The organism is Acinetobacter sp. GXMZU3951, assembly GCF_054457875.1.
Window position 1 is genome coordinate 1 of sequence record NZ_JBTLFO010000012.1, and the last position, 26,434, is coordinate 26,434.

18 protein-coding genes and 1 pseudogene are annotated in these 26,434 nt (G+C 42.1%); 12 read left to right on the forward strand and 7 right to left on the reverse strand.

Features of this window, described 5'->3' with window-relative positions; translation table 11 throughout:
- Positions 1-118: 118 nt before the first annotated feature.
- A pseudogene (locus ACX17N_RS15100) lies at positions 119-367 on the forward strand (DMT family transporter); the annotation flags it as partial.
- Between the two features lie 116 nt (positions 368-483).
- On the opposite strand, the gene pta reads toward ACX17N_RS15100, so the two are convergent.
- The 4 genes from pta to ACX17N_RS15120 all read right to left on the reverse strand — a co-directional run bounded on the left by pta (position 484) and on the right by ACX17N_RS15120 (position 6,020).
- On the reverse strand, positions 484-2,643 hold the full coding sequence (gene pta / locus ACX17N_RS15105) for a phosphate acetyltransferase (RefSeq protein ID WP_458893385.1): 2,160 nt from the start codon (positions 2,641-2,643) through the stop codon (positions 484-486).
- Between the two features lie 54 nt (positions 2,644-2,697).
- A complete protein-coding gene (locus ACX17N_RS15110; protein WP_458893386.1) occupies positions 2,698-3,921 on the reverse strand; it encodes an acetate/propionate family kinase in 1,224 nt (407 codons plus the stop codon).
- A 303-nt stretch (positions 3,922-4,224) separates the two neighbouring features.
- Complete coding sequence (locus ACX17N_RS15115) at positions 4,225-4,626, reverse strand: hypothetical protein (protein ID WP_458893387.1); 402 nt, start codon at positions 4,624-4,626, stop codon at positions 4,225-4,227.
- Positions 4,627-4,754: 128 nt separating this feature from the next.
- The gene (locus tag ACX17N_RS15120; protein ID WP_458893388.1) at positions 4,755-6,020 is read right to left on the reverse strand and encodes a glutamate-5-semialdehyde dehydrogenase; all 1,266 of its coding nucleotides are present in this window, start codon (positions 6,018-6,020) and stop codon (positions 4,755-4,757) included.
- Positions 6,021-6,333: 313 nt separating this feature from the next.
- On the opposite strand from ACX17N_RS15120, the gene ACX17N_RS15125 reads away from it, so the two are divergent.
- Positions 6,334-7,659 carry an alpha/beta fold hydrolase gene (locus ACX17N_RS15125; RefSeq protein WP_458893389.1) on the forward strand — a complete coding sequence of 442 codons (1,326 nt, stop codon included), beginning with the start codon at positions 6,334-6,336 and terminating at the stop codon, positions 7,657-7,659.
- A gap of 89 nt (positions 7,660-7,748) precedes the next feature.
- On the opposite strand, the gene ACX17N_RS15130 is transcribed toward ACX17N_RS15125, so the two are convergent.
- Positions 7,749-8,609, reverse strand: coding sequence for a class I SAM-dependent methyltransferase (locus ACX17N_RS15130; protein WP_458893390.1), 861 nt, complete (start codon positions 8,607-8,609; stop codon positions 7,749-7,751).
- Positions 8,610-8,719: 110 nt separating this feature from the next.
- Positions 8,720-9,739: a beta-N-acetylhexosaminidase gene (gene nagZ / locus ACX17N_RS15135; RefSeq protein ID WP_458893392.1), complete on the reverse strand. Its 1,020-nt coding sequence runs from the start codon at positions 9,737-9,739 to the stop codon at positions 8,720-8,722.
- Between the two features lie 225 nt (positions 9,740-9,964).
- Here nagZ and ACX17N_RS15140 point away from each other — a divergent pair, with 225 nt between their 5' ends.
- Together ACX17N_RS15140 and ACX17N_RS15145 are read left to right on the forward strand one after the other, a co-directional pair.
- Positions 9,965-12,154 carry a carboxy terminal-processing peptidase gene (locus ACX17N_RS15140; RefSeq protein WP_458893393.1) on the forward strand — a complete coding sequence of 730 codons (2,190 nt, stop codon included), beginning with the start codon at positions 9,965-9,967 and terminating at the stop codon, positions 12,152-12,154.
- Between the two features lie 273 nt (positions 12,155-12,427).
- Positions 12,428-14,476: a bifunctional diguanylate cyclase/phosphodiesterase gene (locus ACX17N_RS15145; RefSeq protein WP_458893394.1), complete on the forward strand. Its 2,049-nt coding sequence runs from the start codon at positions 12,428-12,430 to the stop codon at positions 14,474-14,476.
- Positions 14,477-14,614: 138 nt separating this feature from the next.
- Here the strand turns inward: ACX17N_RS15145 and ACX17N_RS15150 are convergent, their stop codons facing one another.
- Complete coding sequence (locus ACX17N_RS15150) at positions 14,615-16,189, reverse strand: sensor domain-containing diguanylate cyclase (RefSeq protein WP_458893457.1); 1,575 nt, start codon at positions 16,187-16,189, stop codon at positions 14,615-14,617.
- Positions 16,190-16,520: 331 nt separating this feature from the next.
- Here ACX17N_RS15150 and ACX17N_RS15155 point away from each other — a divergent pair, with 331 nt between their 5' ends.
- The 8 genes from ACX17N_RS15155 (at position 16,521) to ACX17N_RS15190 (ending at position 26,431) form a co-directional block, all read left to right on the forward strand.
- A complete protein-coding gene (locus ACX17N_RS15155; protein ID WP_458893395.1) occupies positions 16,521-17,786 on the forward strand; it encodes a sensor histidine kinase in 1,266 nt (421 codons plus the stop codon).
- A gap of 342 nt (positions 17,787-18,128) precedes the next feature.
- A complete protein-coding gene (glnE, locus tag ACX17N_RS15160; RefSeq protein ID WP_458893396.1) occupies positions 18,129-20,888 on the forward strand; it encodes a bifunctional [glutamate--ammonia ligase]-adenylyl-L-tyrosine phosphorylase/[glutamate--ammonia-ligase] adenylyltransferase in 2,760 nt (919 codons plus the stop codon).
- 20 nt (positions 20,889-20,908) lie between these two features.
- The gene (locus ACX17N_RS15165) at positions 20,909-21,835 is read left to right on the forward strand and encodes a branched-chain amino acid transaminase (RefSeq protein ID WP_458893397.1); all 927 of its coding nucleotides are present in this window, start codon (positions 20,909-20,911) and stop codon (positions 21,833-21,835) included.
- A gap of 75 nt (positions 21,836-21,910) precedes the next feature.
- Entirely contained in the window at positions 21,911-22,792 is an 882-nt protein-coding gene (locus ACX17N_RS15170; protein ID WP_458893398.1) for a mitochondrial fission ELM1 family protein, read from the forward strand.
- Between the two features lie 13 nt (positions 22,793-22,805).
- Complete coding sequence (locus ACX17N_RS15175; RefSeq protein ID WP_458893458.1) at positions 22,806-23,825, forward strand: glycosyltransferase family protein; 1,020 nt, start codon at positions 22,806-22,808, stop codon at positions 23,823-23,825.
- Positions 23,825-24,577: a polysaccharide deacetylase family protein gene (locus ACX17N_RS15180; protein WP_458893399.1), complete on the forward strand. Its 753-nt coding sequence runs from the start codon at positions 23,825-23,827 to the stop codon at positions 24,575-24,577. Before ACX17N_RS15175 ends, ACX17N_RS15180 begins: the two co-directional genes overlap by 1 nt.
- Complete coding sequence (locus ACX17N_RS15185; RefSeq protein ID WP_458893400.1) at positions 24,574-25,341, forward strand: glycosyltransferase family 2 protein; 768 nt, start codon at positions 24,574-24,576, stop codon at positions 25,339-25,341. Before ACX17N_RS15180 ends, ACX17N_RS15185 begins: the two co-directional genes overlap by 4 nt.
- Positions 25,301-26,431 (forward strand): glycosyltransferase family 4 protein, encoded by a 1,131-nt coding sequence (locus ACX17N_RS15190; RefSeq protein WP_458893401.1) that lies wholly within the window; start codon positions 25,301-25,303, stop codon positions 26,429-26,431. The genes ACX17N_RS15185 and ACX17N_RS15190 overlap by 41 nt, the downstream gene beginning before the upstream one ends.
- The last annotated feature ends 3 nt before the right edge of the window (positions 26,432-26,434 follow it).

The following is a 26,434-nucleotide window of genomic DNA, read 5'->3' on the forward strand; positions in this document are numbered from 1 at the left end:
TCTTCAAATCTTCAAATCTTCAAATCTTCAAATCTTCAAATCTTCAAATCTTCAAATCTTCAAATCTTCAAATCTTCAAATCTTCAAATCTTCAAATCTTCAAATCTTCAATAATCTCAGCGTGATCAATTTTTTACACCTTTCTGCATTTGCGAAGGGGTTTAGCGCATATTTTTATTTGGTTGGTCGAATGGGTTCTGGCACGTATAGCACCTTACTTTTGCCCTTGATTGCCTTATTGGTCTCTACTGGATGAAAAAGCTATCAATGGCACATTAATGCGGTGATTGGGGTGATTTTAATTCTGGCGGCTAATGCAATTTTCTTTATTCAAGTAGCTAGAAGATGGCGTAGATCTCACATCTAAATGCCATGATCGTGAAGCAGAATAGAGCTGAATAATATATAGCCATGAGCAAGGCAATCGGATTCAGCAAGCAAAAAAAACCACTCTCGAGAGAGTGGCTTGGAAAACGCGAGTTTTTAGGATGCTTTGCTGGCTTTAGCTTCGACTTGCTGTTCGGCTTGAATAGCAGTTAATGCGATCGTGAATACAATATCATCCACCAAGGCACCACGAGACAAGTCATTCACAGGTTTGTTTAAACCTTGCAGCATAGGCCCAACGCTGACGACATTGGCAGAACGCTGTACGGCTTTATAGGTGGTGTTCCCTGTATTCAAATCTGGGAAAATAAATACATTCGCACGACCTGCAACTTGCGAGTCTGGCGCTTTTGAGCGCCCCACACTTTCAACCGATGCTGCATCGTACTGTAACGGACCATCAATCAATAGGTCAGGGCGACGTTGTTTTGCAATCGCAGTGGCTTGCGCTACTTTTTCCACATCTGCACCTGCACCAGAAGTTCCTGTTGAGTAGGAAATCATGGCAATACGCGGGTCAATGCCGAAGGCTTTAGCTGAGTCTGCCGACTGAATCGCAATTTCAGCCAATTGTTCCGCATCTGGATCTGGGTTAATTGCACAGTCACCGTACACATAAACTTCATCTGGCAACAGCATAAAGAACACTGAAGATACTAGTGAATATTCTGGCGCAGTTTTAATCAGCTGGAATGCAGGACGAACGGTATTGGCGGTGGTATGTACTGCACCAGACACCAAGCCATCTACTTGATCCAGTGCTAGCATCATCGTGCCTAACACTACGGTATCTTGTAGCTGTTCGCGTGCTTGTAGTTCGTTAATTTTACCTTTGCGTAATTCAACCATCTGTGCGACATAGTTTTCACGGATCAGATCAGGGTCAATAACTTCAAGGTCAAATGGCAACTCGATATTACGTGCTTTAGCAACTTCGACCACAGCTTCTGGTTTTGCTAACAGAATACAATTTGCAATACCACGAGATTGGCAAATGGCAGCGGCTTGAATGGTACGTGGTTCATCACCTTCCGGTAAGACAATCCGTTTCTTGGCATGGATCGACTTTTGTACCAGCTCATGACGGAAAGCAGAAGGAGAAAGGCGCGGCTTATGCGTGCCTTTGATCAATTGTGCCAACCATTCTTCATTGATATGGCTAGACACAAAACGCGTCACCTGTTCTGCACGCTCAGTATCATCCACAGGAATTTCATTGCTTAAATTCATTAAGCTTTGTGCTGTTTCAAAGGTGCTGAGTGGGGTATGTAAAATTGGCAAGCCCTGCTTAATCGCGGCTTGACAGAAATCTAGAATCTGGCTGTTTGGGGCATGATGCTCAGTCAAGAGAAGACCCGCTAAAGGTGTGCCATTACTGCTGGCCAAACTACTTGCCAGTAATACATCAATACGGTCAGAAGCACTGATAATCAACTCACCCGCCACAAATTTGTCCAGTTCATGTTCAATATTCGCGGCAATCAGGCTGCTGTGCAGAACACGACGCTGTGAAGCTTCGCCTTGGTTAATCCATTCGGCTTGTAAATTGGCTGCTAAATCGGTCATGCGCGGTACGCTGAGCGTATTGCTAAATGGGACTAACCCAATCACAGGCAACTGAGCTGAGCCAATATGCGCATGGGTTTTTTGGATATTTGCCACAAAATTGTTGCTATCGCTAATCAGGCGTAGGCTAGGGTCAAATGTCAGTGGAATTTGTGCCGAACCTTCAGGTAAGCCTTTGGTACGCATTAATAATACGCCGGCAGTACGTTCACAGGTGGCACCGCCAAAATGACGTAACTGGGCTTCCACTTTGTCCGCAGTTGCTTGAGCATTGTTAATGTCAGCATTGCTGACAATAATGGCTTTAGCATCTAAAGCTTTGGCGAGAGCTGAATTGAGTTCGGAAGCAAATGCATCACGAGCATTCGGTAATAAGCCTTCTACAATGATGATGTCGTGTTTTTTTGCAATTTGACGATGTAAACGAACTGCTTCTTCAAGTAATTCGTCACTTTCACCATTGTTTAATTGCTGGGTAAGCTTGGCATAAGGAATGGGTTCAACCGTGTCACTTTTGGTGAGGTGATGAAATAGTGCACTGGTACGGTCAGCTTCAACTTTGCATTCTTGCGAAAAAGGTTTAAGAAAACCCGCTTTCACACCTTGGCATTCGAGCGCATAAATTAAACCTAAACATGCCGAAGTTAGACCAACGCCTTCTCCGGTAGGGACTAAAAGAATCGTTTTCATAGTCGTTAATTTTTTAATTTGGAAAAAAGGGAAAAGCCGAAAATGCGCGATTGCTTAAACAATCGCGGCATTAGATTCAGGCTTTTTTGAGGTTGTCTGATTAACCTCATTTTCAACCACACTTGCCGTTTCTTTGGCAATGCGGCCTTCTTCATCAGTCGGAATCACCCAAATTTGTGGACCTGTGCCAGTATCAATGCGGCCTTCAGTACCACGTTTGAGGGTGTTATTTTGTTCTTTGTTTAGGTTAAAACCAAAGTGCGGTAAGTACGCCATGGTTTTTTCACGAATGTAAGCTGAGTTTTCACCAATACCACCAGTGAAGAACAAGCCATCTAAGCGTGGTAAGCCACAGCTGAGCGCTGCTAATGATTTCGCTAGACGATAGCAGAATACTTCAATCGCCAGTGTTGCATCTTCATTGCCTTGTTCAGAGGCTTCAATCAAGGTACGCATGTCATTAGAAAGGTTGTCCGACAAGCCGAGCAAGCCGCTTTCTTTGTTCAGCATTTTGTCAATCTTGTAGACATCCCAACCGAGATTTGCAGCGAGGAAGCTATGTAAACTTGGGTCTACATCACCACTCCGCGTGCCCATCACAATCCCTTCGAGTGGGGTTAAGCCCATTGAAGTGTCGACACTTTGACCATTCCAGATGGCACAGGTTGAGCTACCATTACCCAAGTGCGCTGTGAGCCAGCCGCCTTGTTTTAGGCTACCCGCTAACTCTGAACCGCGCTCCGAAACATAGGCGTGGCTGGTGCCGTGGAAACCGTAGCGACGCACGTTGTGTTCTGTATATAAGAATTTTGGCACTGCATAGCGGTAAGCGTGTGCAGGCATGGTTTGATGGAATGCTGTATCGAATACTGCAACTTGAGGCAATTCTGGGAATAAGCGCATAGTTGCGTCAATGCCCACAAGGTGTGCAGGGTTGTGAAGCGGTGCCAGTGGCGTTGCTTCACGAATACGTTCAATAATTTCTGGTGTAAGTAATTCAGCTTTGGTCAATGTCCCACCATGGACAACGCGGTGACCAATCGCTTGAGGATTGTAGTGAGAAAGACGTTCTAAGATGGTTTCTAATGCTTTTTCGTGATCCGCATGTGGAATAGACAGTTCTAGTGGTGCGCCACCGACAGTGACGCCTTTAATGCGCGCTTCAGCAGAACCTAAGTTCTCTGCTAAACCAAAAATTCGATCTTCACGACGTTCTGAAACAAGTGCATATTTAATTGAAGATGAGCCGCAGTTAATAACTAATACTGATGTAGACACGTTTATATACCCGAATTTTAATTGAAATAAGTCGTCCCTAAAGTGATCTTTATGCAGTACTTATCAATGCAATCCAGATCAGTAGTAATGTTTTATCATGTGTTGATTTTCTGTCCTAGATAGACTTTAGGAGATTAGACTTAAGCACTATCGACCAGTGAAATAATAATAAATAGAATTTATTGGTTGATGGTTTTCATTTATTAATGAAATAGTACTCAAGCATCAATTCTCTTTCCTGTATATCTTTAACCCTAGCATGAGAAATGAATTTTGGGCAGGAGCTAAATGTTATTTTTATGCTTAGTTTTGATATTTGATTTCTGACCAGCGTACAATGACATAGGCAATTAATGCCACCATAAAAAACACCAGCATTATCCAAGCCAGACCTTGTAAGGTTTCAATGATCGTTCGGTAAATTTCCAGTACCCAGCGCTCTTGAGTCAGTTCAATCACAATTTTCTTGTCATTCTCAGTATAGGTCAGCGGCGTGATGTATTTTTCCATATCGTAAATACGAATGCCTGAAGATGTTCCGACCACCATGCCAGCAAATTTGGTGTATTTTGCCCAAGCTTCATGAATCGGGTCGTGAATAATGCGTGCCAGAATAGTATTAATCGAATTGGAAAAAATTTTCATTACTGTAAAAGAAACCAGTAATGCCAGTAAAAAGGTACAAATGATCAAATAGTAAAACATGCGATTTCCCTTTTATCTTTTTCAATTTTTTTATCATGTTACAAAATTTAGCGCAGGGATGGTGTAGTCGCTGTGTTCAGCTTCATGGTTGAAACTGAACACTTAAAGATACTTTAGATAAAGAGGAATTATTGGCGAATTTGTCCGTCGCCTAACACGATCCATTTTTGCGAAGTCAAACCTTCTAAACCGACAGGTCCACGGGCATGAATCTTATCTGTCGAGATACCGATTTCGGCACCAAGACCATATTCGAAGCCATCAGCAAAACGAGTTGAAGCATTGACCATGACTGAGCTTGAATCAACACGCGCAAGGAACTGGCGCGCTAAGCTGAAGTTTTCAGTAATGATGGCATCAGTATGGTGTGAACCATATTTGTTGATATGTTCAATCGCCTCATCCATGCCAGTCACCACTTTAATCGCTAAAATTGGACCTAAATATTCGGTGTACCAATCTTCTTCACTTGCAGGCTTGACGCCACTGCCGAGGATACGCTGAGTTTCACGGCAACCGCGTAATTCCACATTTTTCTCTGCATAGAGTTCAGCAATGCGCGGTAAAAACTCTTCGGCAACCTTTTCATCAACCAATAAGGTTTCCATGGCATTACACACGCCATAACGATGGGTTTTGGCATTCAAGGCAATTGGTAGTGCCTTGTGTAAGTCAGCATGCGCTTCAACAAAAACGTGACAGTTGCCATCGAGATGTTTAATTACTGGAATACGTGCTTCATTGCTAATGCGCTCAATTAAACCTTTGCCTCCACGTGGAACAATCACATCCACATATTCCGACATGGTAATCAGTTGGCCGACAGCAGCGCGGTCCGCGGTATTAATGACTTGTACCGCAGTTTCAGGTAGTCCAGAGGTTTTGAGGCCATGCTGAATGGCTTCGGCAATGGCTTTGTTCGACTCTAAGGCTTCTGAGCCACCACGTAAAATAATGGCATTGCCTGATTTGAGCGCCAGTGATGCCGCCTCTAAGGTAACATTTGGGCGTGACTCATAAATCATGCCGACCACACCGAGTGGCACGCGCATTTTACCGATTTGGATACCAGACGGGCGATAAGCTAAATCTGTGATTTCACCAATCGGGTCGACCAGGCTAATCACATCTTTTAAGCCTTGTAACATGGCTTTAAAGCGTGTGGGGTTCAGTTCTAAGCGATCAAGCAAGGCACTGTCTAATTGATTGTTACGACCTTTATCCATGTCTATTTGGTTGGCCGCTAAAATCGCAGACTCATTGTTTTGTAATGCTGTGTAAATAGCTGACAAAGCATTGTTTTTCATTTGGGTAGAAGCGCTGGCTAACACGCGCGATGCTTGGCGTGCTTGTTGTCCTACCGTTTGCATATATTGTTCAATCGACTCTTGCATGGCGGTTTGATCACTTAGAAATTTCAGTTCCGATAGTAACAGCCTGAGTTCCTACAATGAAGCATCTTCAGTGAAAATTGCTGAAACTTTCGTATGCATGGTGCCTCACATCGCTTTTGTGGCAAAAAAAAGATAAGCGGTCATGGAATGAGTTGCGCCCAAAAACATCATTTGTATATGATGGCTAGCGATAATGACATTGATGTCTTTAACAAAAAATGAGAATGGATTTGCACCAAAATCATCGGTGTATTCGTTGCATAAGCAAGTGTCTTGCACAATAAAAATAAAACAAGGATTGGAGGTAAGGGATATGAATTCCATTATCCAAATGGGCGCGGAATTACCGTCATCTATAAATCGTCATGGTTTTTTCGATTTATACAATAAACACAGTTTTAAACAAGCAGCCCGAACCACGTGGATAGATGGCTGGAAAATTGAGTATATGGCGATTGCTCAACCTGAAACGCTGCACTGTACGCCGATTGTGATTATTGGGGGCGCTTTTCAAAATTTTAACTCTTATAAATATTGTGTAGAACAACTGTTTGCTGCGGGACCCGTGATTTTAATTGATTTACCCTCTATGGGCGCCAATCAGCAAATTACCAATGTAGATACAGGACGTTCAGCAGGGACATTAGAGCTGAGTGATCTTGCTGCCATGCTGGGGCAGTGGCTCGATATTGTCGGCCAAAAACGGGTTTCGGTGATGGGGATGTCGTTGGGATCTGTGGTGGCGTCTAGTTTGGCAGACTCACGGCCTGAATTGATTGAGCGCATGATTTTGATGGGGGTGATGCAGAAAACTCGGAAAAGCTGGCGCATGCTCTTGGAAGAGTCTCTGTTCTTGATGCAGGAACAGCGTATGGAGGAGTTTGGTCAAGCCGTCATTTTGTATTTGGTCAATCATGCCAAACTGGATGTCACGCGTATGTCACCGACAGCCAAGCGCCTGTTCTTTCGGCAGATGGCGGACTTCACTGCAACCGAGCAGGAGCGTTATGAAATTAACTGTAATCGGCTGTTGCGTTTAACCGACGTCCCGATTCCACGCTGTAAGATTTTAGTCGCTTGTGGACAATATGACAGTTTTACCTTACCCCATGAAAATGCCAATTTTGCCTTGCAATGTCCTGATATGGAATTTGCCATGATTGCCAATGCGGATCATGTGCCCCAGTTACAACGTCGCAAAGAAACCATGCACTTGTTCGCCACGTATTTGCGGGGGGAATCCATTCAGCAGCTTGACGGAATTATTCCACTTTCACGTGCACAACTGTTAACCATGGAGCGTCGCGGAGAAGCACGTATTCAGGTGCGTTATCCGCACACGCATTTAAGCCATCGACACTCAGATTTACGCTTGGCTACCGAAATCGCAGATTTAAACTTCTTTGGACTCAAACTGAACTTTATACCTACACAAGTTACTGTCGCTGCACAGTATCCCCGTGATTTGGCTTTACATCTTGAGGATGAGGAAGGGGCGTTTGCGATTGAATGCCTGATTTTTGAAACAGGGCAAGATTATGTCCGAGCGTTATTTAAACATGGCAGTTTTGAGGTGGCAGAACGCTTATTACGTTATATACAGCGTCAGCAGTCCGTCTTAATGTCTGCGACTGCTTAATTGAGGTTGCTAGATCGAGGGTTTTGAAATTCAGGCAGCATATAAAAAGGGAGAAGCGTCTGGATTTCTCCCTTTTTTAATTGCAGGATTTAACTGGAAGACTGAGATTTACTGTAAGCATGTAGCATCCAAACCAAATCCCCTAGATGTTCTTCTGAAGAGGTCTGGCTATTCTCGACTTGAAAATAAAGTTGCGGTTGAAGCACATGGACATTTTCAAAACCCGCATGTCGTAAAAACTGCTGGGCTTCACTGGGACGAGTGAAATGAAAACTAAAGGCGCTGCGAGACATGAACTTTAATAGCTTGCTGCTGCTCCAAATAATATGTGCCAATTTGTTTTTGACAGGCTCGGGGTAAAGATCGCTGAGATAATGAATTTCGGGAAAGCTTTGCCCATATTGATGAATGGCTTTGAAGAGCTGGGACAATAAGGGCTGATCAAAATAATTAATGAGCCCTTCACTAATGACTACCAACGGGTAATTTAGATCAAATTGCTGAAAAACTTGGGCAAACTCAGTACTAAAAATATCAGCACTCAATACTGTGGGGCTGTTTGGATCAAGTTGCTGCAAAGCCTGTGTTTTGACGCGTGCCATTTCAGGTAAGTCCAATTCTCGATAAACCAAATTGCGGAATTTTTGCCGAAAATTCCAGCCGCGTGGAGAAAGTCCACAGGCTATTTCTAGAACCTGAAGCTTAGGGTGTTGCGCCAGTAATTGGTAAAGATGTTCATCAATCATGCGATGGCGTTGTTTGAGGGTGCTGCGCATACTGCCACCGACATGGCGCTCGGCCCATGCTTCTAAAGGATGCACGAGTTTTGCCAGAAATTTACCTTTACTTGTGGCAAAAATTGGATTTGAAATGCCCATCTGATACCAAATGTAGCCAGTATAGTGCGCCGTAAATGAAATATGACGATGTCGTGAAAGGGGCTGTGTCATGTCTTCCTGACCTGTTTTTTTTGTTTTGCTTTGAGTACAGCAAGATTCGCTGAAAGTGTTCACATCATAAAGAAAAAGGAGCACCTTGTCGTGCTCCTTCCGTCGAATAGTTAGCTGGCGTTTCTAAAGGCGACGAGCGTATCTCGTACAGTTTGCCATTCAGGGCCGAGGTCTAGCGTTTCACCAATTGCAAGCTTTGGAATTTTGCCGCGCATACGCTCTAAGCGTTGCTGATTTGGCAGGGGTAAGGTTGTGATTCCACTTAGTGCCACACATTGCGCAGCCCGGTCATTACAGACTAAGCCCATATCACAACCAGCTTTGAGTGCCGCTTGAATACGTGCATCGGCCCCGCCAGCGACACAAGCCGCTTGCATGCTCAAGTCATCCGAGAATAATACACCATCAAACTGCAGTTGCTCACGCAGCACTTTTTGAATCCAGAACTCCGAGAAGCCTGCTGGGTTCGGGTCAACTTGATCATAAATGACATGTGCTGGCATTAAGGCATCGAGCTGCGGCATCAGTTGGATGAAGCTTTGCATATCTTTGGCATAAATTTCATCAAAGGTACGAGAGTCAATGGCAGCAGCTACATGTGAGTCCGCTTTGACTGAACCATGTCCAGGAAAATGTTTCCCTGTTGAAGCCATGCCTGCACGTTTCATCCCTTTGAGGAACGCGCTGGCTAAAGGCACAATGTCCTGCATATTGGTTGCAAAACTACGGTCACCGATGACATCACTGATATCATTTAAGTCGAGCACGGGTGCAAAGCTAAAGTCGATGCCCACTGCAAGCACTTCAGTGGCCATGAGCCAACCACATTGTTCCGCCAGTTCCAGTGCTTGGGCTGGGTCTTGTTGATACAGCTCACCAAAACGTCCCATCGCTGGCAATAGGGTAAAGCCTTGTTTCAGGCGTTGCACTCGACCCCCTTCTTGATCGACAGCAATCAAAATTTCAGGGCGAATTTGACGCATATGGTCGGTCAGTGCGCGGACTTGCTGAGGGGATTGAATGTTGCGTGCGAATAAAATCACGCCACCGACTTGCGGAGCTTGCAATAGTTCAATATCTTCTTGGGTAAGTTCTGTGCCAGCGATGTCAAGCATCAATGCGCCAATCATATCGGTGTCCGTGTTTGAATTATTTAAATAAAGAGGCTGAGGGAGTCAGCATCCGCAAAACAATACCCGAATTCTGCAATGATTTGCTACATTTTGTCAGCACAGATTATGATAAAACTACACGACATAAACATATTCAGTTGTTTAAGATGTTGAATCTGCACCATTCAAGTTGAATAACGACGCAGTAATTTTGGTCGAAAACCAAGGAAGTACAAATTATTTATGAAACTTCAAACAATAGCTTGTGCAGTTGCGATTGCGACTGGTGGATTGTTCTTTACTCACGCAATTAATGAAGCAATTGCTGCAAATGATACGGCTGCTGTCTCTCAAGCAATCGTGCCAACCAAAGAGCAGGCGTTGGTTTCGCGACAATTGGCCACTTTAGTCGATCGTCAACATTATTTGAATATGCGTTTGGATGCGGAAACCTCGAACCGTATTCTTGATTTTTACTTGGATAGTCTAGACCCTGATCACACCATTTTTCTAAACTCAGAAGTTGAACAGTACAAAAAGCAATATGGGGCAACTTTTGGTGCGGCATTAAAAGCAGGCGACTTAACGGGCCCTTATGCGATTCATGCACAATATCGCGAGCGTTTGGCGCAGTTTTATGAATTTATGTTGGCTGAGCTGAAAAAGCCGCAAAATTTGAATCAGCCTAATGTGTATATTGATGTTGATCGCGAAAAAGCCGCCTATTTCAAAAATTCGCAAGAACAACGTAGCTATTGGCAGAAAATGCTGGTGTCGCAGCTGATTAATTTGACTATCAGCAAACAAGAAGAGCAGGCCAAGCAAAAAGTGCTGAAAGATAATCCAGAGCTTGCGAATGGTCAGGACTTGGCGAGTCCAGAAGATCTGACCCCCGTTCAGACCTTAACCAAGCGTTATACACGTCAATTGGAACGCATTAGCCGTACCAAGAGTGATGATGTGCTGGATAAAACCCTGAATGCAATGATGCTGACCTATGATCCACATAGTAACTATTTCCCGCCTGTGGATGCGATGGAGCTGAATCGACAAACCACATTGCAATTAGAAGGGATTGGGGTTTCGATTCGTCCAGAACGTGGCAATGAAGACTATACCAAGATTGAAACCATTGTGGATGGTGGACCAGCCAGCAAAACAGGACAAGTCAAATCAGGTGACCGCATTATTGGTGTGGCACAAGATGGCGAGAAAATGATTGATGTCATTGGTTGGCCAAGTAATGAAATTGTTGGTTTGATTCGTGGTAAACGTGGAACCAAGGTTACCGTTCGCTTACTGGCGACAGGCGCTGCTATGAGTCAGGCCCGAAACGTCACGATTGTGCGTGATGTGATTCAGGAAGAAGATGCAGGGGTACGCTCACGTGTGGTTGAAGTCAAACGTGATGGTAAAGTTCACCGTATGGGCGTGATAGAAATTCCATCTTTCTATTTGAATTACCGTGCGCGCCGTGCCGGCAATGAATATCGCTCTGTTTCAGAAGACACCAATAATGCATTTAAAGCACTGCAAAGCCAAAATGTTGAAGGTGTGATTGTCGATTTGCGCAATAACCCTGGCGGTTCTTTAGAAGAGGTTGCACGAATGCTCGGGCAAGTGATCAAGTCGGGTCCTGTGGTACAGATCCGTGATGGTAACGGTAATGTCAGTGTGTTTGAAGATGATGATGGCGGTGCACAAACCTATGCAGGTCCAATGGCTGTTTTGGTCAATTTAGCCTCGGCCTCAGCCAGTGAAATTTACTCGGCAGCGATTCAAGATTACCAGCGCGGTATTGTGATTGGGAGTACCACCACAGGTAAGGGTACCGCTCAAGTTCAATTGGATAGTTTGGCCTACGGGCAAGCAACCTTAACGCAGCGTAAGTTTTATCGCGTGACGGGTGGCAGTACCCAAAATAAAGGTGTAATTCCTGATATTAATTTGGTCGACATTTACAATGAAGAGTTTGGTGAACGCAAAGCCAAGAATGCATTGAAATGGGACACGATTCCAACGGCACCGTTCAAACGTGAAGGTTCTGTCCAACCTTATGTTCAGCAGCTTGAGCAATATTCACAACAGCGCGTTAAATTTGATCCGCAGTTTAAGTATCTAGAGCAGCGTAAGGCGATTGCGAAAAAGTCGGATGAGCAAAAACGTATTGTTCTAGATTTGAACCAACGTAAAGCAGAGCTCATCGCTTTAGAGCAGGAAACCTTGCAGGCGGAAAATCAGCGTCGACAAGCAACAGGTCAGAAGCCTTATGCCAACTGGGAAAGTTATCAAGCCTCTTTAGATGCTTTAGCCGAGTCGCGTGCCAAAATGAAAGCCACCCAGCGACCAGCATTGCCGGAAGAAGAAACTTTTGTTGTTGAAGCGGCCAATGTATTGTTGGACTACGCGCAGTTGCAAAAAGCCAAGTCTTAACATTAGCCTGATCCTGAACCGATCAAAGCCAGTCTTATTGAGACTGGCTTTTTTAATGCTTGGATTATAAAAAATTCCTAAAAAATAAATGGATATCAGTCAAGTTAGTCATTGGTTTATAGAAAAATTCACGAATAAGCACTTGACCAAAACGATAGAGTATTAGATTCTTAACGGGATTATAAGATTTGAAAAAACTTTACGTTTTTATCGTTTGAGAGCTCGACTTTGAATGTACTGATAAAAAAAAGATGACCTAAACGGAAGCTTTATATGGTTCATATTCATTATGATTTAAGCCTCGTTGTAGGTTCTATTTTATTTGCTTTGTTGGCATGTTTAATGGTCGTGTCACTCGAACAACTATTATTCCGTGAATCACAGCACAAGCTTCGCAAAGTCATTTTACTGGTGAGTGGCTTGGTCATGGCTGTTGCAATTTGGTGTATGCACTTTATTGCGATATTTGCAGGTCAATTTCCAGAAGCTTTTAATATCGATGTGGGTCTGACGTTAAGTTCTTATTTTATTGCATTTGTGGCTTCAACTTTTGCCATTTGGTTGGTGACACGCCCAACGCTGTCTTTTGTACGTCTGATGATGGGGGCGGTCTTGATGGGCGTAGGGATTTCAGGCATGCACTATACAGGTATGTTTGCTCTGAAATTCCCATCTTATCAGATTCAGTATGATGCCATGATGGTGGTATTTTCCATCATTTTCGCCGTTTGTGGCTCCGGGCTGACGTTCTGGTTAACCTTTAAATATAAAGCCGCGATTAAATACAAGTTCTGGTTAAAGCTGGGTATTGCTTTAATGATGTCGATTTCTATTGTCGGTATGCATTTTAGTGGTATGGCGGCAACACAATTTGTGAAAGACCCCAGTTACTTAATTGGGCTGAATCAGTCGGGCTATGGTTTGATTTTATTTACCGTTTTTCTGGTCACTGCTTTAATTTTTATTGCGGCATTTTTTGTGGCGGTTCTCGAGCAGCGTTTAGAAGAGCGTAATTTACAGCTCTATACGGCCAATCAAGAATTAGCCAAACAGGCTGTTCGAGATAACCTGACCAAGTTACCGAATCGGTTATATTTGGCCGAATACGCGCACTTTCTATTTACCAATCATCGTTATAATGATCAGAAAATTGCCTTTCTATTTATTGATTTAGATAGTTTTAAAGGGGTGAATGATGTCTTTGGTCACCATGTCGGTGACCAATTGTTGGTGCAGTTGTCGAGCCGAATTCATGCACAGTTAAATGATCGTCAAAAACTGCTTCGAATCGGTGGTGATGAGTTTTTATTGGTGATTGAAGATGCGAGCCTTGAACAAGCGGAACAGATGGCAGGGGTTGCACTAGAACAAATCCAAAATAGTTTTTTGATTGCAGGCAAAGAAATTAATATTTCTGCCAGTGTCGGCATCGCTATGTTTCCTGAACATGGTAATAATTTGCAGGATTTATTGATCAATGCGGATGCCGCAATGCTGTCTTCCAAGTATCAAGGTCGAAACACCTATTCGGTCTTTAACTATTCCGTGGATCAACAAGAAACCAAAAGCTTAACCAAGCTGATTAATGATCTGTATAAAGCCGTTGAAGAGCAGCAGTTTGTGCTGTTTTATCAGCCGAAATTCACCACACAAGATCATCAAATTTGTGGAGTCGAAGCCTTAATTCGTTGGCAACATCCAACCTTAGGCTTGCTGACCCCAAACATGTTTATTCGGGGTGCTGAAAAAACCGGATTGATTATTGAACTGGGCTACTGGGTGCTGGAACAGGCCTGTCGCCAAATTCAAATTTGGGAAAAGAATAATGCTCCCTTTTTTCCTGTGGCGGTGAATCTTTCGGCCGTGCAGTTTGAACATAAGCATTTATTTACAAATTTAGAAAACCTATTTGAAAAATATCAAATTGATCCGAGTCATTTGATGATTGAAATTACGGAAACTACAGCCATGCATCACATTGAGTCGAGCATTCTGAGTTTTGAGCGTTTACGTCAAATGGGCATCAAGTTGGCAATTGATGATTTTGGTACAGGTCATTCCAGCTTCCTGTATCTCAAGAATTTACCGGTGGATGAACTGAAGATTGATCGCGAGTTTATTTATGATCTGGAAGTCGACTCTAAAGAAGAAATGATTCTGGAGAGTATTATCCAACTGGCGATTAAACTCGGCTTGGTGGTGACCGCAGAAGGGGTGGAATGTGCCTCTCAAGCTGAAATTTTATCTCGTTTGGGCTGTCAGCAATTACAGGGCTATTTGTTGGCGATGCCGATGGAAGTTGAACAACTGGAACGTTTCTAAGCTGAGTTATCGATGACAGCCATCGCTCAGTCTGAACGGCTGTGTAGTTCAGGCTTCTGCTTCAATCTATGAATCTTGTCGGTAGATTGTGTTTATGCGGTCACACCGCTGGCTGTAGTATTTGACAACAGCCCCCCATTACATACAAATACGATTACGTCCTTCAGCTTTGGCTTGGTAGAGGTTCTCATCAGCCAGCTTCATGACCGCTTTAATGTGTACGGAAGAATCAGGCCAATGCGCCAGACCGATCGAAATGGTCACTGGACCGATGCCTTCAATCAGTGTGGTTTCCAGTTTTAGTCTGAGCCGTTCTGCTAATTTATAACCAATCGTCAGGTCGGTCGTTGGGGTGAGCACGATAAATTCCTCCCCACCAAAACGGCAACATACATCATTGTCCCGGAAATTGGCCTGAATTAATTCGGCGACTTTTTGTAATACCAGATCGCCTTTATCGTGACCATAGGTGTCATTGACTTGTTTGAAGTGGTCAATATCAATTGCGATCACACAAAACTGGGTGCGGGCATTGATCAGTTCTTGGGTAAAAACTTCCATGCCACGGCGGTTATAAAAACCAGTCAGCGGGTCTGTATTTACGTGGTAATTCAGTTCATTGATCCGCTTTTTAAAGTTTTGGGCACTGAGCAATAGCGAAAGTCGGAATTTCAATACTTCAAAATACCACGGTTCAATACTCTTAATTTTTTGATCAATATCGGGAGTATTCAGAATACTCGCCATTTTCGCCAGTTGTTCTAGAGGGTTAGAAATTAAATACGCAATACGCCAAACAATAAAGAAAATGATTAAATAAAAGATCGACATGCCAAACAAAATTTTATAGACAATATTGGTGGCTTGTTCTAACAATATAGCAGTCGGTTGTTGTGAAATCACGATCCATTGGGTGGATGGAACATAAGCAAAACCAGCCAGATTGTCCTTGCCTTCGCTATTGACCAATTGAGTCTTACCAAATTTGGTGGCTTGTATATAGGCCAGTCCCGTGTTGTTCGAAACCGTTTCTCCAATACGTTTAGCATCAGGATGGAAAATAATCCGGTTGTACTGGTCAAGTACATACATATAGCTGTTTTGATAGTTATATTTAATGCTCAACAATTCACGAATAATATTATTGTTTTTTAAGTAAACAGCACCGCCAATAAAGCCGAGATATTGATGGTTGCGGTCAAATACGGGTTGTGAAATAAAAACAATCAGATTTTTTCTGACTGAATAATACGGTGGGGTAATGACAGGGGCTTTTTTCTCTAAGGAAAGCTGAATGCCATAGGTTTTGTTGACTTGTTGTTTATTAAAAGCCAGTTGTTCAGGTGCAAAGGATACAAAGCGTCCATCCTTATTAATCACCACCACACTGTCGAAGAAATCGGATTGATAACGTAGGCGATTGACTTCACTTTGCAAGACGCGAGCATCACCGAAAGAATGCCCGAGAATTTCAGCACTATAGGCCAGTTCCTTGACGAGACTTTTAATTTGCAAATCTGTGCCATGCGCAATTTTTGAGGCATAGTCAAAATTGACAGAAAGCGAGTTTTCAATCAGCTGTTGACGTTGAATGTAGTAGCTGACCGCGAGAGAAACCACAAATAGACTAAACACACTAAACATAGCGAGAAAAAGAATGAGTTTTCTCAAATCTAGATTCAGAGTTGAAAGGAGCCTTTTCAGCATGGTCATCACATTATGGGAAATATTCTGCAAAATCAGGTTTCAGTTTAATTGACGCAAAGCGTAGCGAAGGACGAATCAATATACTTGCGATAAAACTTGCGCAATGTCGTTCAATGTATAGAGAAATGAGATAAAAATCTAGTTTTGATGAAATTTATCCATCTATTCATCACCTGTAAAACTGGTCAATTCTGTAATTAAGGACTATATTGTTTTTGTAACCATATTTTTATTTTTTGTATCCTCATTGAAAAGCTTGATCTGCTGTTGAGTCTCTGAATAAATAATCAAAATGATAGATCACAGGGTTTGATCGTCGTGTTTTCCCGAGGCACTTATGAATAGACAACTCCTTGAGATTGGCTCGGAAACAGAGCAATTGAGTGCATGTCGATTATCTTTGTTGTTGGGTATTTCGACGACTCCCAATCAAATTGCTACCTTTCTTCAGCTTGCGCGGCAATTGCTTGTCGTCGATTTCGCCTTATTGCAATTTTATAATGAGCCCTATGCATGGGTTGCGACCGAACAGGGGCTCAAAGCCTGTGAACGCAACATGGTCATGCCGATACACGCTGCCGTAGATCAGGTGATTGATGACCAGCATCCCTTGTATCCCAGCTTTGTCGCAGACCTCTCTGCTTTGGGTTTTATGGTGAATCCGCGTCTGATCGTACTGCATTTGCAAAACTCGGATGAACAGATGATTGGGCAAGTGATTCTGTTTGATCAACATACAGCGGCATTTAATCAAGCCCAGTTGCCGATGTTGCGGGAACTGTTTAACAGTTTGATCAGCCATATTGAACTCAAGATTGATTATGCTGAATTAAAAGAAATGTATGAGCAGCAGTCCGCCTTAAATTTCAGTAAAACTAAATTTTTCCAGATTATTGCGCATGATTTAAGAGCACCTTTTCATGGTTTGCTCGGGTTTTCCGAAGTGTTGGCGCAAGAGCGCGAAACTTTAGATGAAACCAGTGTGCAGAATATTGCCGATTATTTACACGACACTACGCAGTCGACCTATAGTTTGCTGGAAAGCTTACTCAATTGGGCGATGGCAGAGGGTGGGCGCTTTGTCTTCCATCCTATTAATTTTCAATTGAAACAAGCCACTAAAATTGTATTTGATGTTTTGAATGGTTTAGCGATTAAGAAAAGAATTCAATTGATTGATGCGGTGCCTGAAGAGATTAAGGTCTTTGCCGATATTAATATGGTGACTTCCGTGATTCAGAATTTGGTTTCGAATGCGCTGAAGTTTACCCACATGGATGGCACTGGTGTTGTGAAGATTTCTGCCATCACTCGTGATACAGACATTGAAATTTCGATACAAGATACGGGGCTAGGCATGACCCAACAACAAATCAAGCAATTGTTCCAACCACGTATGACCGTGAGTTTAAAAGGCACAGATGGCGAAAAAGGCATGGGGCTGGGTTTGGTGTTATGTAAACGTTTCGTCGAGATTAATCAGGGCGCAATTGAGGTCTATTCGAAAGAAGGTGAAGGCACTTTGTTCAAAGTAAGCTTGCCACAAGCAGAGTCACATTTAGCCTTAGACTTTGCACAAAAGAAAAAAGAAGTCTCTCCTTAAGGTTAGGTTTATTCAAGCTTGGCCAGTTGCTTTTCGCTCAGAAAATTCAGTGAAATCGCGAGAGAATCTGTAGTATCCAGTCGCTTGATTGAGTACACTCAGGTTTAACTCGACGTCATACCAATGCCGTATTTTCATAAAAAAGTTATCTGGAATATGCTGTCACGCTAGAAAAGCATATCGCATCGATGCAAGATCAAAATCGCCATGAGATTGTGCTGAACAGATTAAATAAAATTGAACAATGCTCTGATTATTGTCATGAAAATAGCAAAAGCATGAACTTCGAAAAATACAGATCAGCTGATCAGGCATTTACCAGAATAAGGAGCGCAGCTTTTGATGAACGCTGAACAATTGCAAAAAACCTTGTGTGCCAGCCAATATGCAGAACAAATCTTAGCCATTCATCCCATATTATTAGAACAAGATTATGCTGTTGATCAGTTTCAGTCCTCCTTAAGTACCGCGCAAATCTATGCACAAGTTGAACAAGAATTGCAAAGCGTTGCTGATGAAAGCACATGGTTGCGTCTTAGCCGTATTTTACGTGCACGCTTAATGTTTCGCTGGATTTGGCAAGATGCCAATCAACTCACCGATGTGGTGACCTTGACCCGAGAGCTGTCTGATTTTGCTGATGCTATGGTTTGTGCGGCTAAAGCCTTTGCTCGCGTGCCTTTGGTGGCCAAACATGGTGAACCCATCGGTTATAACGGTAAAGTGCAAGACCTGATCGTCATCGCGATGGGGAAACATGGTGCGCAAGAGTTAAATCTGTCGAGCGATATTGACCTGATCTTTGCCTTTGACGAGCAAGGAGAAACCAATGGGCGTAAATGTATCGATGTGCAGCAGTTTTGCGTGCTTTGGGGACAAAAACTGATTTACCTGCTGGATCACATCACCGCGGATGGTTTTGTGTTTCGCGTCGACATGCGCTTGCGTCCATGGGGGGATGGCTCAGCCTTGGCGATCAGCCATGTGGCATTAGAAAAATATTTGAGCCAGCATGGACGAGAGTGGGAGCGTTACGCTTGGATTAAGGCACGCATCGTCACGGGCGGTAAGGAAGGAGATGAATTACTGGCCATGACCCGTCCATTTGTATTCCGCCGTTATGTGGACTACACCGCCTTTGAAGCCATGCGTGAAATGAAAGCCATGATTGAACGCGAGGTGGCGCGACGTAATATTGAAGATGACATTAAGTTGGGTGCAGGGGGAATTCGCGAAGTTGAATTTATTGTGCAGGTGTTTCAGCTCATTTACGGGGGTTCCAAACTCGAGTTGCAAGATCGTCAATGCTTAGTCAGTTTGCATCATTTGGGAGAAGTGGGATTATTGGACCCACAAGTGGTGCTAGAGCTGGAAGATGCTTATTTATTTCTTCGCCGGATTGAACATGCCATTCAGGCCTTAAATGATCAGCAGACTCAATCACTACCAAGTGAGCCCGAGTTGCGCCAGCGGATGATTGACACCTTGGGTTATCCGAGTTGGGCGGCATTTCTTGAGGTGCTGAATCAAAAGCGTGCCAAAGTCATTTATCAGTTTGAACATCTAATTAAAGAAAAAGAACCAGACCCATTGCTCGAAAGTTTTGGTCAATTAGAACAGCGTTTACAAGCGGTACTGGATGAGGATGCCAAAAATCTGGTGCATGAGTTCTGGCATGGCAATGCTTTAAAAAAACTGCCAGCCAAAGCGGTACAGCGTTTAAAAATGTTTTGGCCGCATTTGATTGAAGCCATTTTAGAGTCCGATAAGCCGCAAACTGCGCTATTGCGTTTGATGCCCTTGGTTGAATCGGTCATGCGTCGTACGGTCTATCTGGTGATGCTGATTGAAAGTAAAGGCGCTTTGCAGCGTTTAGTCAAAATGGCCACTGTCAGCCCATGGATTTGTGAAGAATTGACGCATTATCCAGTGTTGTTGGATGAGTTTTTGTCCATGGATTTTGAACTGCCACGCCGTCAGGATTTACAGGATTCATTACGTCAGCAATTGCTGCGCATTGAGCTAGATGACGTTGAAGATTTAATGCGGGTCTTGCGCCTGTTTAAAAAATCGAATGTGTTGGCAGTGGCTGCCAGCGATGTCTTAGCGGAAAGCCCATTGATGAAAGTGTCGGATGCCTTGACGGATATTGCGGAAGTCTCGGTGAATGCCACCCTGAATATGGCCTATCAGATGGTGGCTAAACGACATGGTTTCCCGCTTGACATTGAAGGGCAGCGCTGTGCCATTGACCATACCGCCTTTGCCGTGGTGGGTTACGGCAAGGTCGGTGGGATTGAGCTGGGATATGGGTCAGATTTGGATCTGGTGTTTATTCATTATATGGATGAGCAAGCCGATACCGATGGTTCAAAATCCATCAGTGGCTTTGAATTTGCCATGCGCGTGGCCCAAAAATTTATTTCACTCATGACCACGCAGACTTTAGATGGTCGTGTCTATGAAATTGATACTCGATTGCGTCCCTCAGGTGAAGCTGGGGTGCTGGTGACCAGCTTGAAGGCCTTTGAACAGTATCAACTGAAAAATGCGTGGTTATGGGAGCATCAAGCGCTGGTGCGTGCCCGTTCCATCGCGGGAGAACAAAGCTTAAGAGATAAGTTTGAGCAATTACGTTGCCGCATTTTAACTTTGCCTAGAGCTGAAGAAAATGTCCGCGAAGAAGTGCTTAAAATGCGTCAGAAAATGAAAGACCATTTAGGGTCATCCAAGGAACAGCAAAAAGATGGAATTTTTCATTTAAAACAGGATGCAGGTGGTATCGTTGATATTGAATTTATGGCACAGTATGCTGTGTTAGCCTGGAGTGGGTCGAATCCGGATCTCGCCCATTACTCCGACAATGTACGAATCCTTGAAGACGCTGCAAAAGCAGGTTGCTTATCCAGTGACGATGCAACAGCATTGATTCAAGCTTATCTCAGTGAACGAGCCGAGAGCCACCGTTTAGCGCTTGCGAACCAATCCATGCAAGTAAATGCTGCGGACTGGCACGATACCCGCGTGATCGTTTGCAAGTTATGGCAAAGATTAATAGATCCAACCGCCACGGCAGTGTTGGATAAAAATGACTGTGTATAAAAAAATTTGGAGTGTGTGCCATGAATTTGGCTGATCGTGATGGTTTTATTTGGCAAGATGGACAATTGGTTGACTGGCGCGAAGCGAAAGTTCACGTTTTAACGCATACTTTGCACTACAGTATGGGTGTCTTTGAAGGTGTACGTGCTTACGAAACACCAAAAGGTACAGCGATTTTCCGTTTACAAGACCACACAAAGCGTTTGCTTAATTCTGCAAAAATTTATCAAATGAAAGTTCCGTTTGATCAAGCAACGCTAGAACAAGCTCAAATTGATGTGGTTCGTGAAAATAAATTAGCATCATGCTATTTACGTCCTTTGATCTGGATTGGTTCTGAAAAACTTGGTATTGCCGCAACAAACAATACCATTCATGCCGCTGTAGCAGCATGGGGTTGGGGAGCATATTTAGGTGAAGAAGCGATGGCGAAAGGCATCCGCGTAAAAACTTCATCGTTTACCCATCACCATCCAAACGTAACCATGTGTAAAGCAAAAGCATCAGGTAACTATACCTTGTCGATTCTTGCTCACCAAGAAGTGGCGCATTCAGGTTATGATGAAGCGATGCTTATGGATCCACAAGGCTATGTATGTCAAGGTTCTGGTGAAAACGTATTCTTAGTCAAAGATGGCGTTTTACATACCCCTGATATTGCAGGTGGGGCATTAGACGGCATTACCCGTCAAACCGTGATTACCATTGCCAAAGACTTGGGTTATGACGTAGTAGAACGCCGTATTACGCGTGATGAATTCTACATTGCCGATGAAGCGTTCTTCACAGGTACGGCGGCTGAAGTGACACCGATTCGTGAGTATGATGATCGTCAAATTGGTTGCGGTTCACGTGGTCCAATCACCACCGAAATTCAAAAGACTTATTTTGATGCAGTACAAGGCCGTAACGACAAATATGCACACTGGTTGACTTACGTAAACTAAGTTGATCGGTTAAGATCAAAAGGCGAGACTTCGGTTTCGCCTTTTTTCTTTGAGTTTTTAATATGGTTGTCGTTTATGCATATTGTCTATGTCAGTGATGGAAAAGCAGGGCATCGCTCTCAAGCCCTCGGCTTATTTAAGGCCATGCAAAGACAATCTACAGAAACCGTCAGTTTTGAAGAAATCTCCATCAATGATTTAGCAATATTGCCGCTCATTGCAGGTCTTTTTCGTGGATCGATTCCACAATTACAGACTGCACCTGATTTTATTTTGGGTGTGGGTAGTCATACTCATTTACGGGTGTTGTTACTGGGGAAAATTTATGCCTCAGCCAAGACCGTAATTTTAATGAAACCGAATTTTCCAAGTGCGTGGTTTGATTATAGTGTCATTCCCGAACATGATGGCGTGCAGGCTTCGAATCGCGTGATTGTGACGCAGGGTGCATTGAATCCGATTGTGAATGAGCAGCGACATCAAACAGGACGAATTTTAATTGCATTGGGCGGTTCATCTAAACGGCATCAGTGGAACGAAGAAAAAGTCTTTTCTGCAATTCAACAGATTGTCGAGCAACATTTGGATAGTGAAATTGTGATTACCACTTCACGAAGAACTCCTGAAGCATTTGTAGCCCGACTTAATGCTCACCCTTTTTTACCGAATGTACATTTTTTCCCTGTAGAGCATACCCCGCAAGGCTGGATTTTTGAAGAAATGCAGAAAGCGGAAGCCGTTTGGGTCACTGAAGACAGTGTATCCATGATTTATGAAGCATTGACGGCAGGTTGTAAGGTCGGAATTATTGAAATTGAACGAGTAAAGGAGGATAGGATTACTTGTTCTCTTGATAAATTAAAAACTTCAACTTTTTTTGATAATGAAAAAAAAATATTGTCTAATGCATTTCTAAATGAAGCAACTCGAGTTGCTAAAATTATATTATCTAGTTAGAGTTTTGATTTTTATGAAAATTTTGCATATATCTAATTTTGCTTTTAATAAGTTAGGAGAGCGGTATTATTCTATAGATCGAAAAATTTCTGCGGGATTAATAGAAAATGGCCATTTTGTCTATGATTATAGTTTTCGTGATATGGCAAGAATGGGAACAATTTTTAAGACAAAAAAGCTAGGAAGTGGTGTAGCTAATAATGAGATTTTAAAAATTATTGAAAATTTACGCCCAGATCTCCTATTGATAGGTCATAGTGATTTATTGAAAAAAGAAACTCTTCAAAATATTAGAAAAAATTATCCATCAATCAAAATTGGGTTTTGGTTTGTAGATTGGTTATGTGAACAATCTAAAGCAAATTATATACGAGGTTTTTCTCCTTATGTTGATGCTATTTTTTGTACTACGGGAGGGACGTTGTTAAAGCAATTTAAACTACCAAACAATAAAGTTGGCTATATCCCTAATATTTCTCAGAAATCTATTGAGGAACTTCAGCAGTTCAATAAAGAAACTTTTTCAAGAGATTTCGTGTTTTTTGGTACAGTATATAAAGATCCTGATCGTGAGGAATTTTTAAAACACCTGATTCAAAGTTTGGGTGAAAACTTTTATTGTTTTGGAGCTTTTGATAATAAAACAGTTTATGGGCATGAATACATTGATATCTTGTCTTCAGCTAGATGTGGATTAAACTTATCTAGGCGTAATGATATAGAACTATATTCATCTGATCGTATTGTTCAATTAACAGGTAACGGTTTATTGACTTTTACCCCTCAAGTACCAGGTTTTAATAAATTATATACTGATAATGAAGTAGTATATTTTAATGATATACAAGATCTTATAGAAAAATTTGAATACTATAAATGTAATATTGAACAAGCCAAAGCGATTGCGAAAAAAGGTTGGAAAAAATCACATCAATCATTCAATAGTAGAAGAGTAACGCAATATATGCTGGAGGTTATTTTCGATCAGCCTTTTTCTGAAGCTTATGAATGGTCACATGAGGTTTATCTTTAATGTGGATTTTATATATTGTTCTAGGAGTAGTTGTACTAGCCGCTCTCATCTATCTGTTGGGTAATTATACGTTTTGGCTACCATTTCGTAGTTCAAAGCTGCCTCGCGTGGTGATGCTGCATCAAGTGACACCAGACGAAGCGGCTTCGGGTATGAACATGCCACCAGAAAAATTTGAACAGCTATTGCAATATTTGGTCAACAAAAAGGCCACGTTTTGTTTTGTCTCGGAACTTGATCAATTCAAAGATCAAAGTAATGTTTTTGCTTTGTCTTTTGATGATGGCTTTTTGGATAACTATCAATATGCCTATCCATTGTTGAAAAAATACAATGCTAAAGCAACTATTTATTTGGCAACACAAATTGTAGGTATTGAAAAGTTAAATGAAGCACAGATTCATGAAATGGCAGATTCTGGTGTAATTGAGTTTGGTGCGCATACGCAGCATCATGTGAATTTATTAAAACTGTCTGATGAGGAAGCATTTGCAGAAATACAGGCATCGAAAAATGATGTAGAAGCTCTGGTTGGGAAATGTCCAAGCTTTGCTTATCCATTTGGACGGTTTAATGAAAAGCATCAACAGATGGCAAAAGAAATCGGTTTTAAAAATGCAGTTTCTACCCGTAAAAAAGTCGAGGCATATACTGCAACCAATCAATTTAATATTCCACGTGTTAGTACACATGGTGCCATGAATGCTTTACAAATGCGCATTGCTTTAGCTAAAGGACGCTACAAATTATGATTCCTTGCAGTGTTTATATCGTGACATTGAATTGTGGTGCGTGGCTTCAAGGTACTTTAAATAGTGTTAAAGACTTTGCAGAAGTGATCATTTTAGATTCGGGGAGTACCGATGATACCTATGCAATAGCGAAATCATTTCCCAATACCCGTATATCACATCAAGATTGGCTTGGTTATGCTGCACAAAAGAGCTTGGCATTGTCGCAGTGTCAACATGATTGGGTGCTGAACCTGGATGGCGATGAAGTATTGTCACCTGAATTAAAAAATGAAATTGAACAGGTCATTCAAACCAATCAAATTGATGCTTTAATTACACCGATTAATGATGTGTTCTTGGGCGTGCCGAACAGCAAGCACACCAAAAAACACGCCAAGGTACGTTTTTTTCGTAAGTCCAAAGGACAATATGATCTAGAAAATAAAGTGCATGAGAATGTGATTGTTGATGGTCATAGTATTCGTGCGGAAGGTGATATTTATCACTATGGTGAATCGAGTATTTTTGTCAAAGTTGAAAAGAATAATCAGTACTCTGAATTAAAAGCACAAGAGAAGTTTCAAAAAGGAAAATCTCCAAGTATTTTAAAATTGATATGTATCATGCCTTTAATGTTCGTAAAATCTTATTTTCTTAGACGAAATTTTATGAATGGTTGGCGTGGTTTTGTTGGTAGTATGATCAATGCTTTTTATGCTTTTCTAAAAGAAGCTAAATTGTTTGAAAAAAGAAGCTACAATAAGCGTGATTCTAAATATTGAGTATATAAAGTTGAAAATTTGCTTTATTTCTACAGATTTTCCACCAACATTGGGTGGCGTTGCATCCCATGCACATGAATTAGCAAAAGCGATGGTAAAACTTGGACATGAAGTTCATATTTTAACTTCCTTGGTTCATGGGAGTGAGCCCGAGGAAATGATGGATGGAATTTTTGTGCATCGTGCGAAAATTCTTTGGCAAAAGCCTTTTTATACTTGGGGGATGGCTAAGCATATAAAAAAATTAATAAAAGATAATTCAATAGATTTAATTCATGTGCATGGAATGCGACCTTTAGAAGCAACGAAAGGCTTAAATATTCCTGTTGTATTTACAAATCATACTTCAGGGTTTTTAAAAAGGTTAGAAAAGCCTTCAATTTTACAAGGTCGCTTAAAATCACGCTTACAACATGTTTCTCTGGTGTTAGCACCAAGTTATGAGTTATGTGATGCTACAGCCAAAATTGGCTACACTGGGCCTGTATATTTCGTTTCTAATGGGGTAGATACAAATAAGTTTTCAGCAAAAGAATTGAAGAATATCAATAAAGAAAAAACTTTCATTCTCGCGAGACGTTTAGTCGAAAAAAATGGTGTTGTAGTGTTTGCTGAAGCACTGACTAAAATAAAGAGCCCCAATTTTAAGGTGCTAATCGCTGGTATAGGCAGTGAGCAGCAAGCCATGCAGGAAATATTCAAAAAAGCCCGTATAGAAAATAAAGTTAAATTTATCGGGGCTGTGAAGAACTCGGATATGCCAGCTTTATATAAACAGGCGGATTACTCTGTTTTACCATCGTTTTATGAAGCTACAAGTATTACTGGGCTTGAGTCTATGGCTTCTGGATTGCCACTGATCGGAACAAATGTAGGTGGAATTCCATATCTTATTGAAGATGGGGTTACAGGCTTTCTTGTGCCTTCCCATGATGCTAATGCCCTAGCAGAAACAATGGATAAGGTTTTATCTTTTGATAATCAAAAATATATTCGGCTAAGTTTGGCGAGCTCAGAACGGGCAAAGTCTAAATTTGATTGGACTGTTATTGCGAAGCAAACAGAAACTTACTATAAACAAATTTTGTAAAAT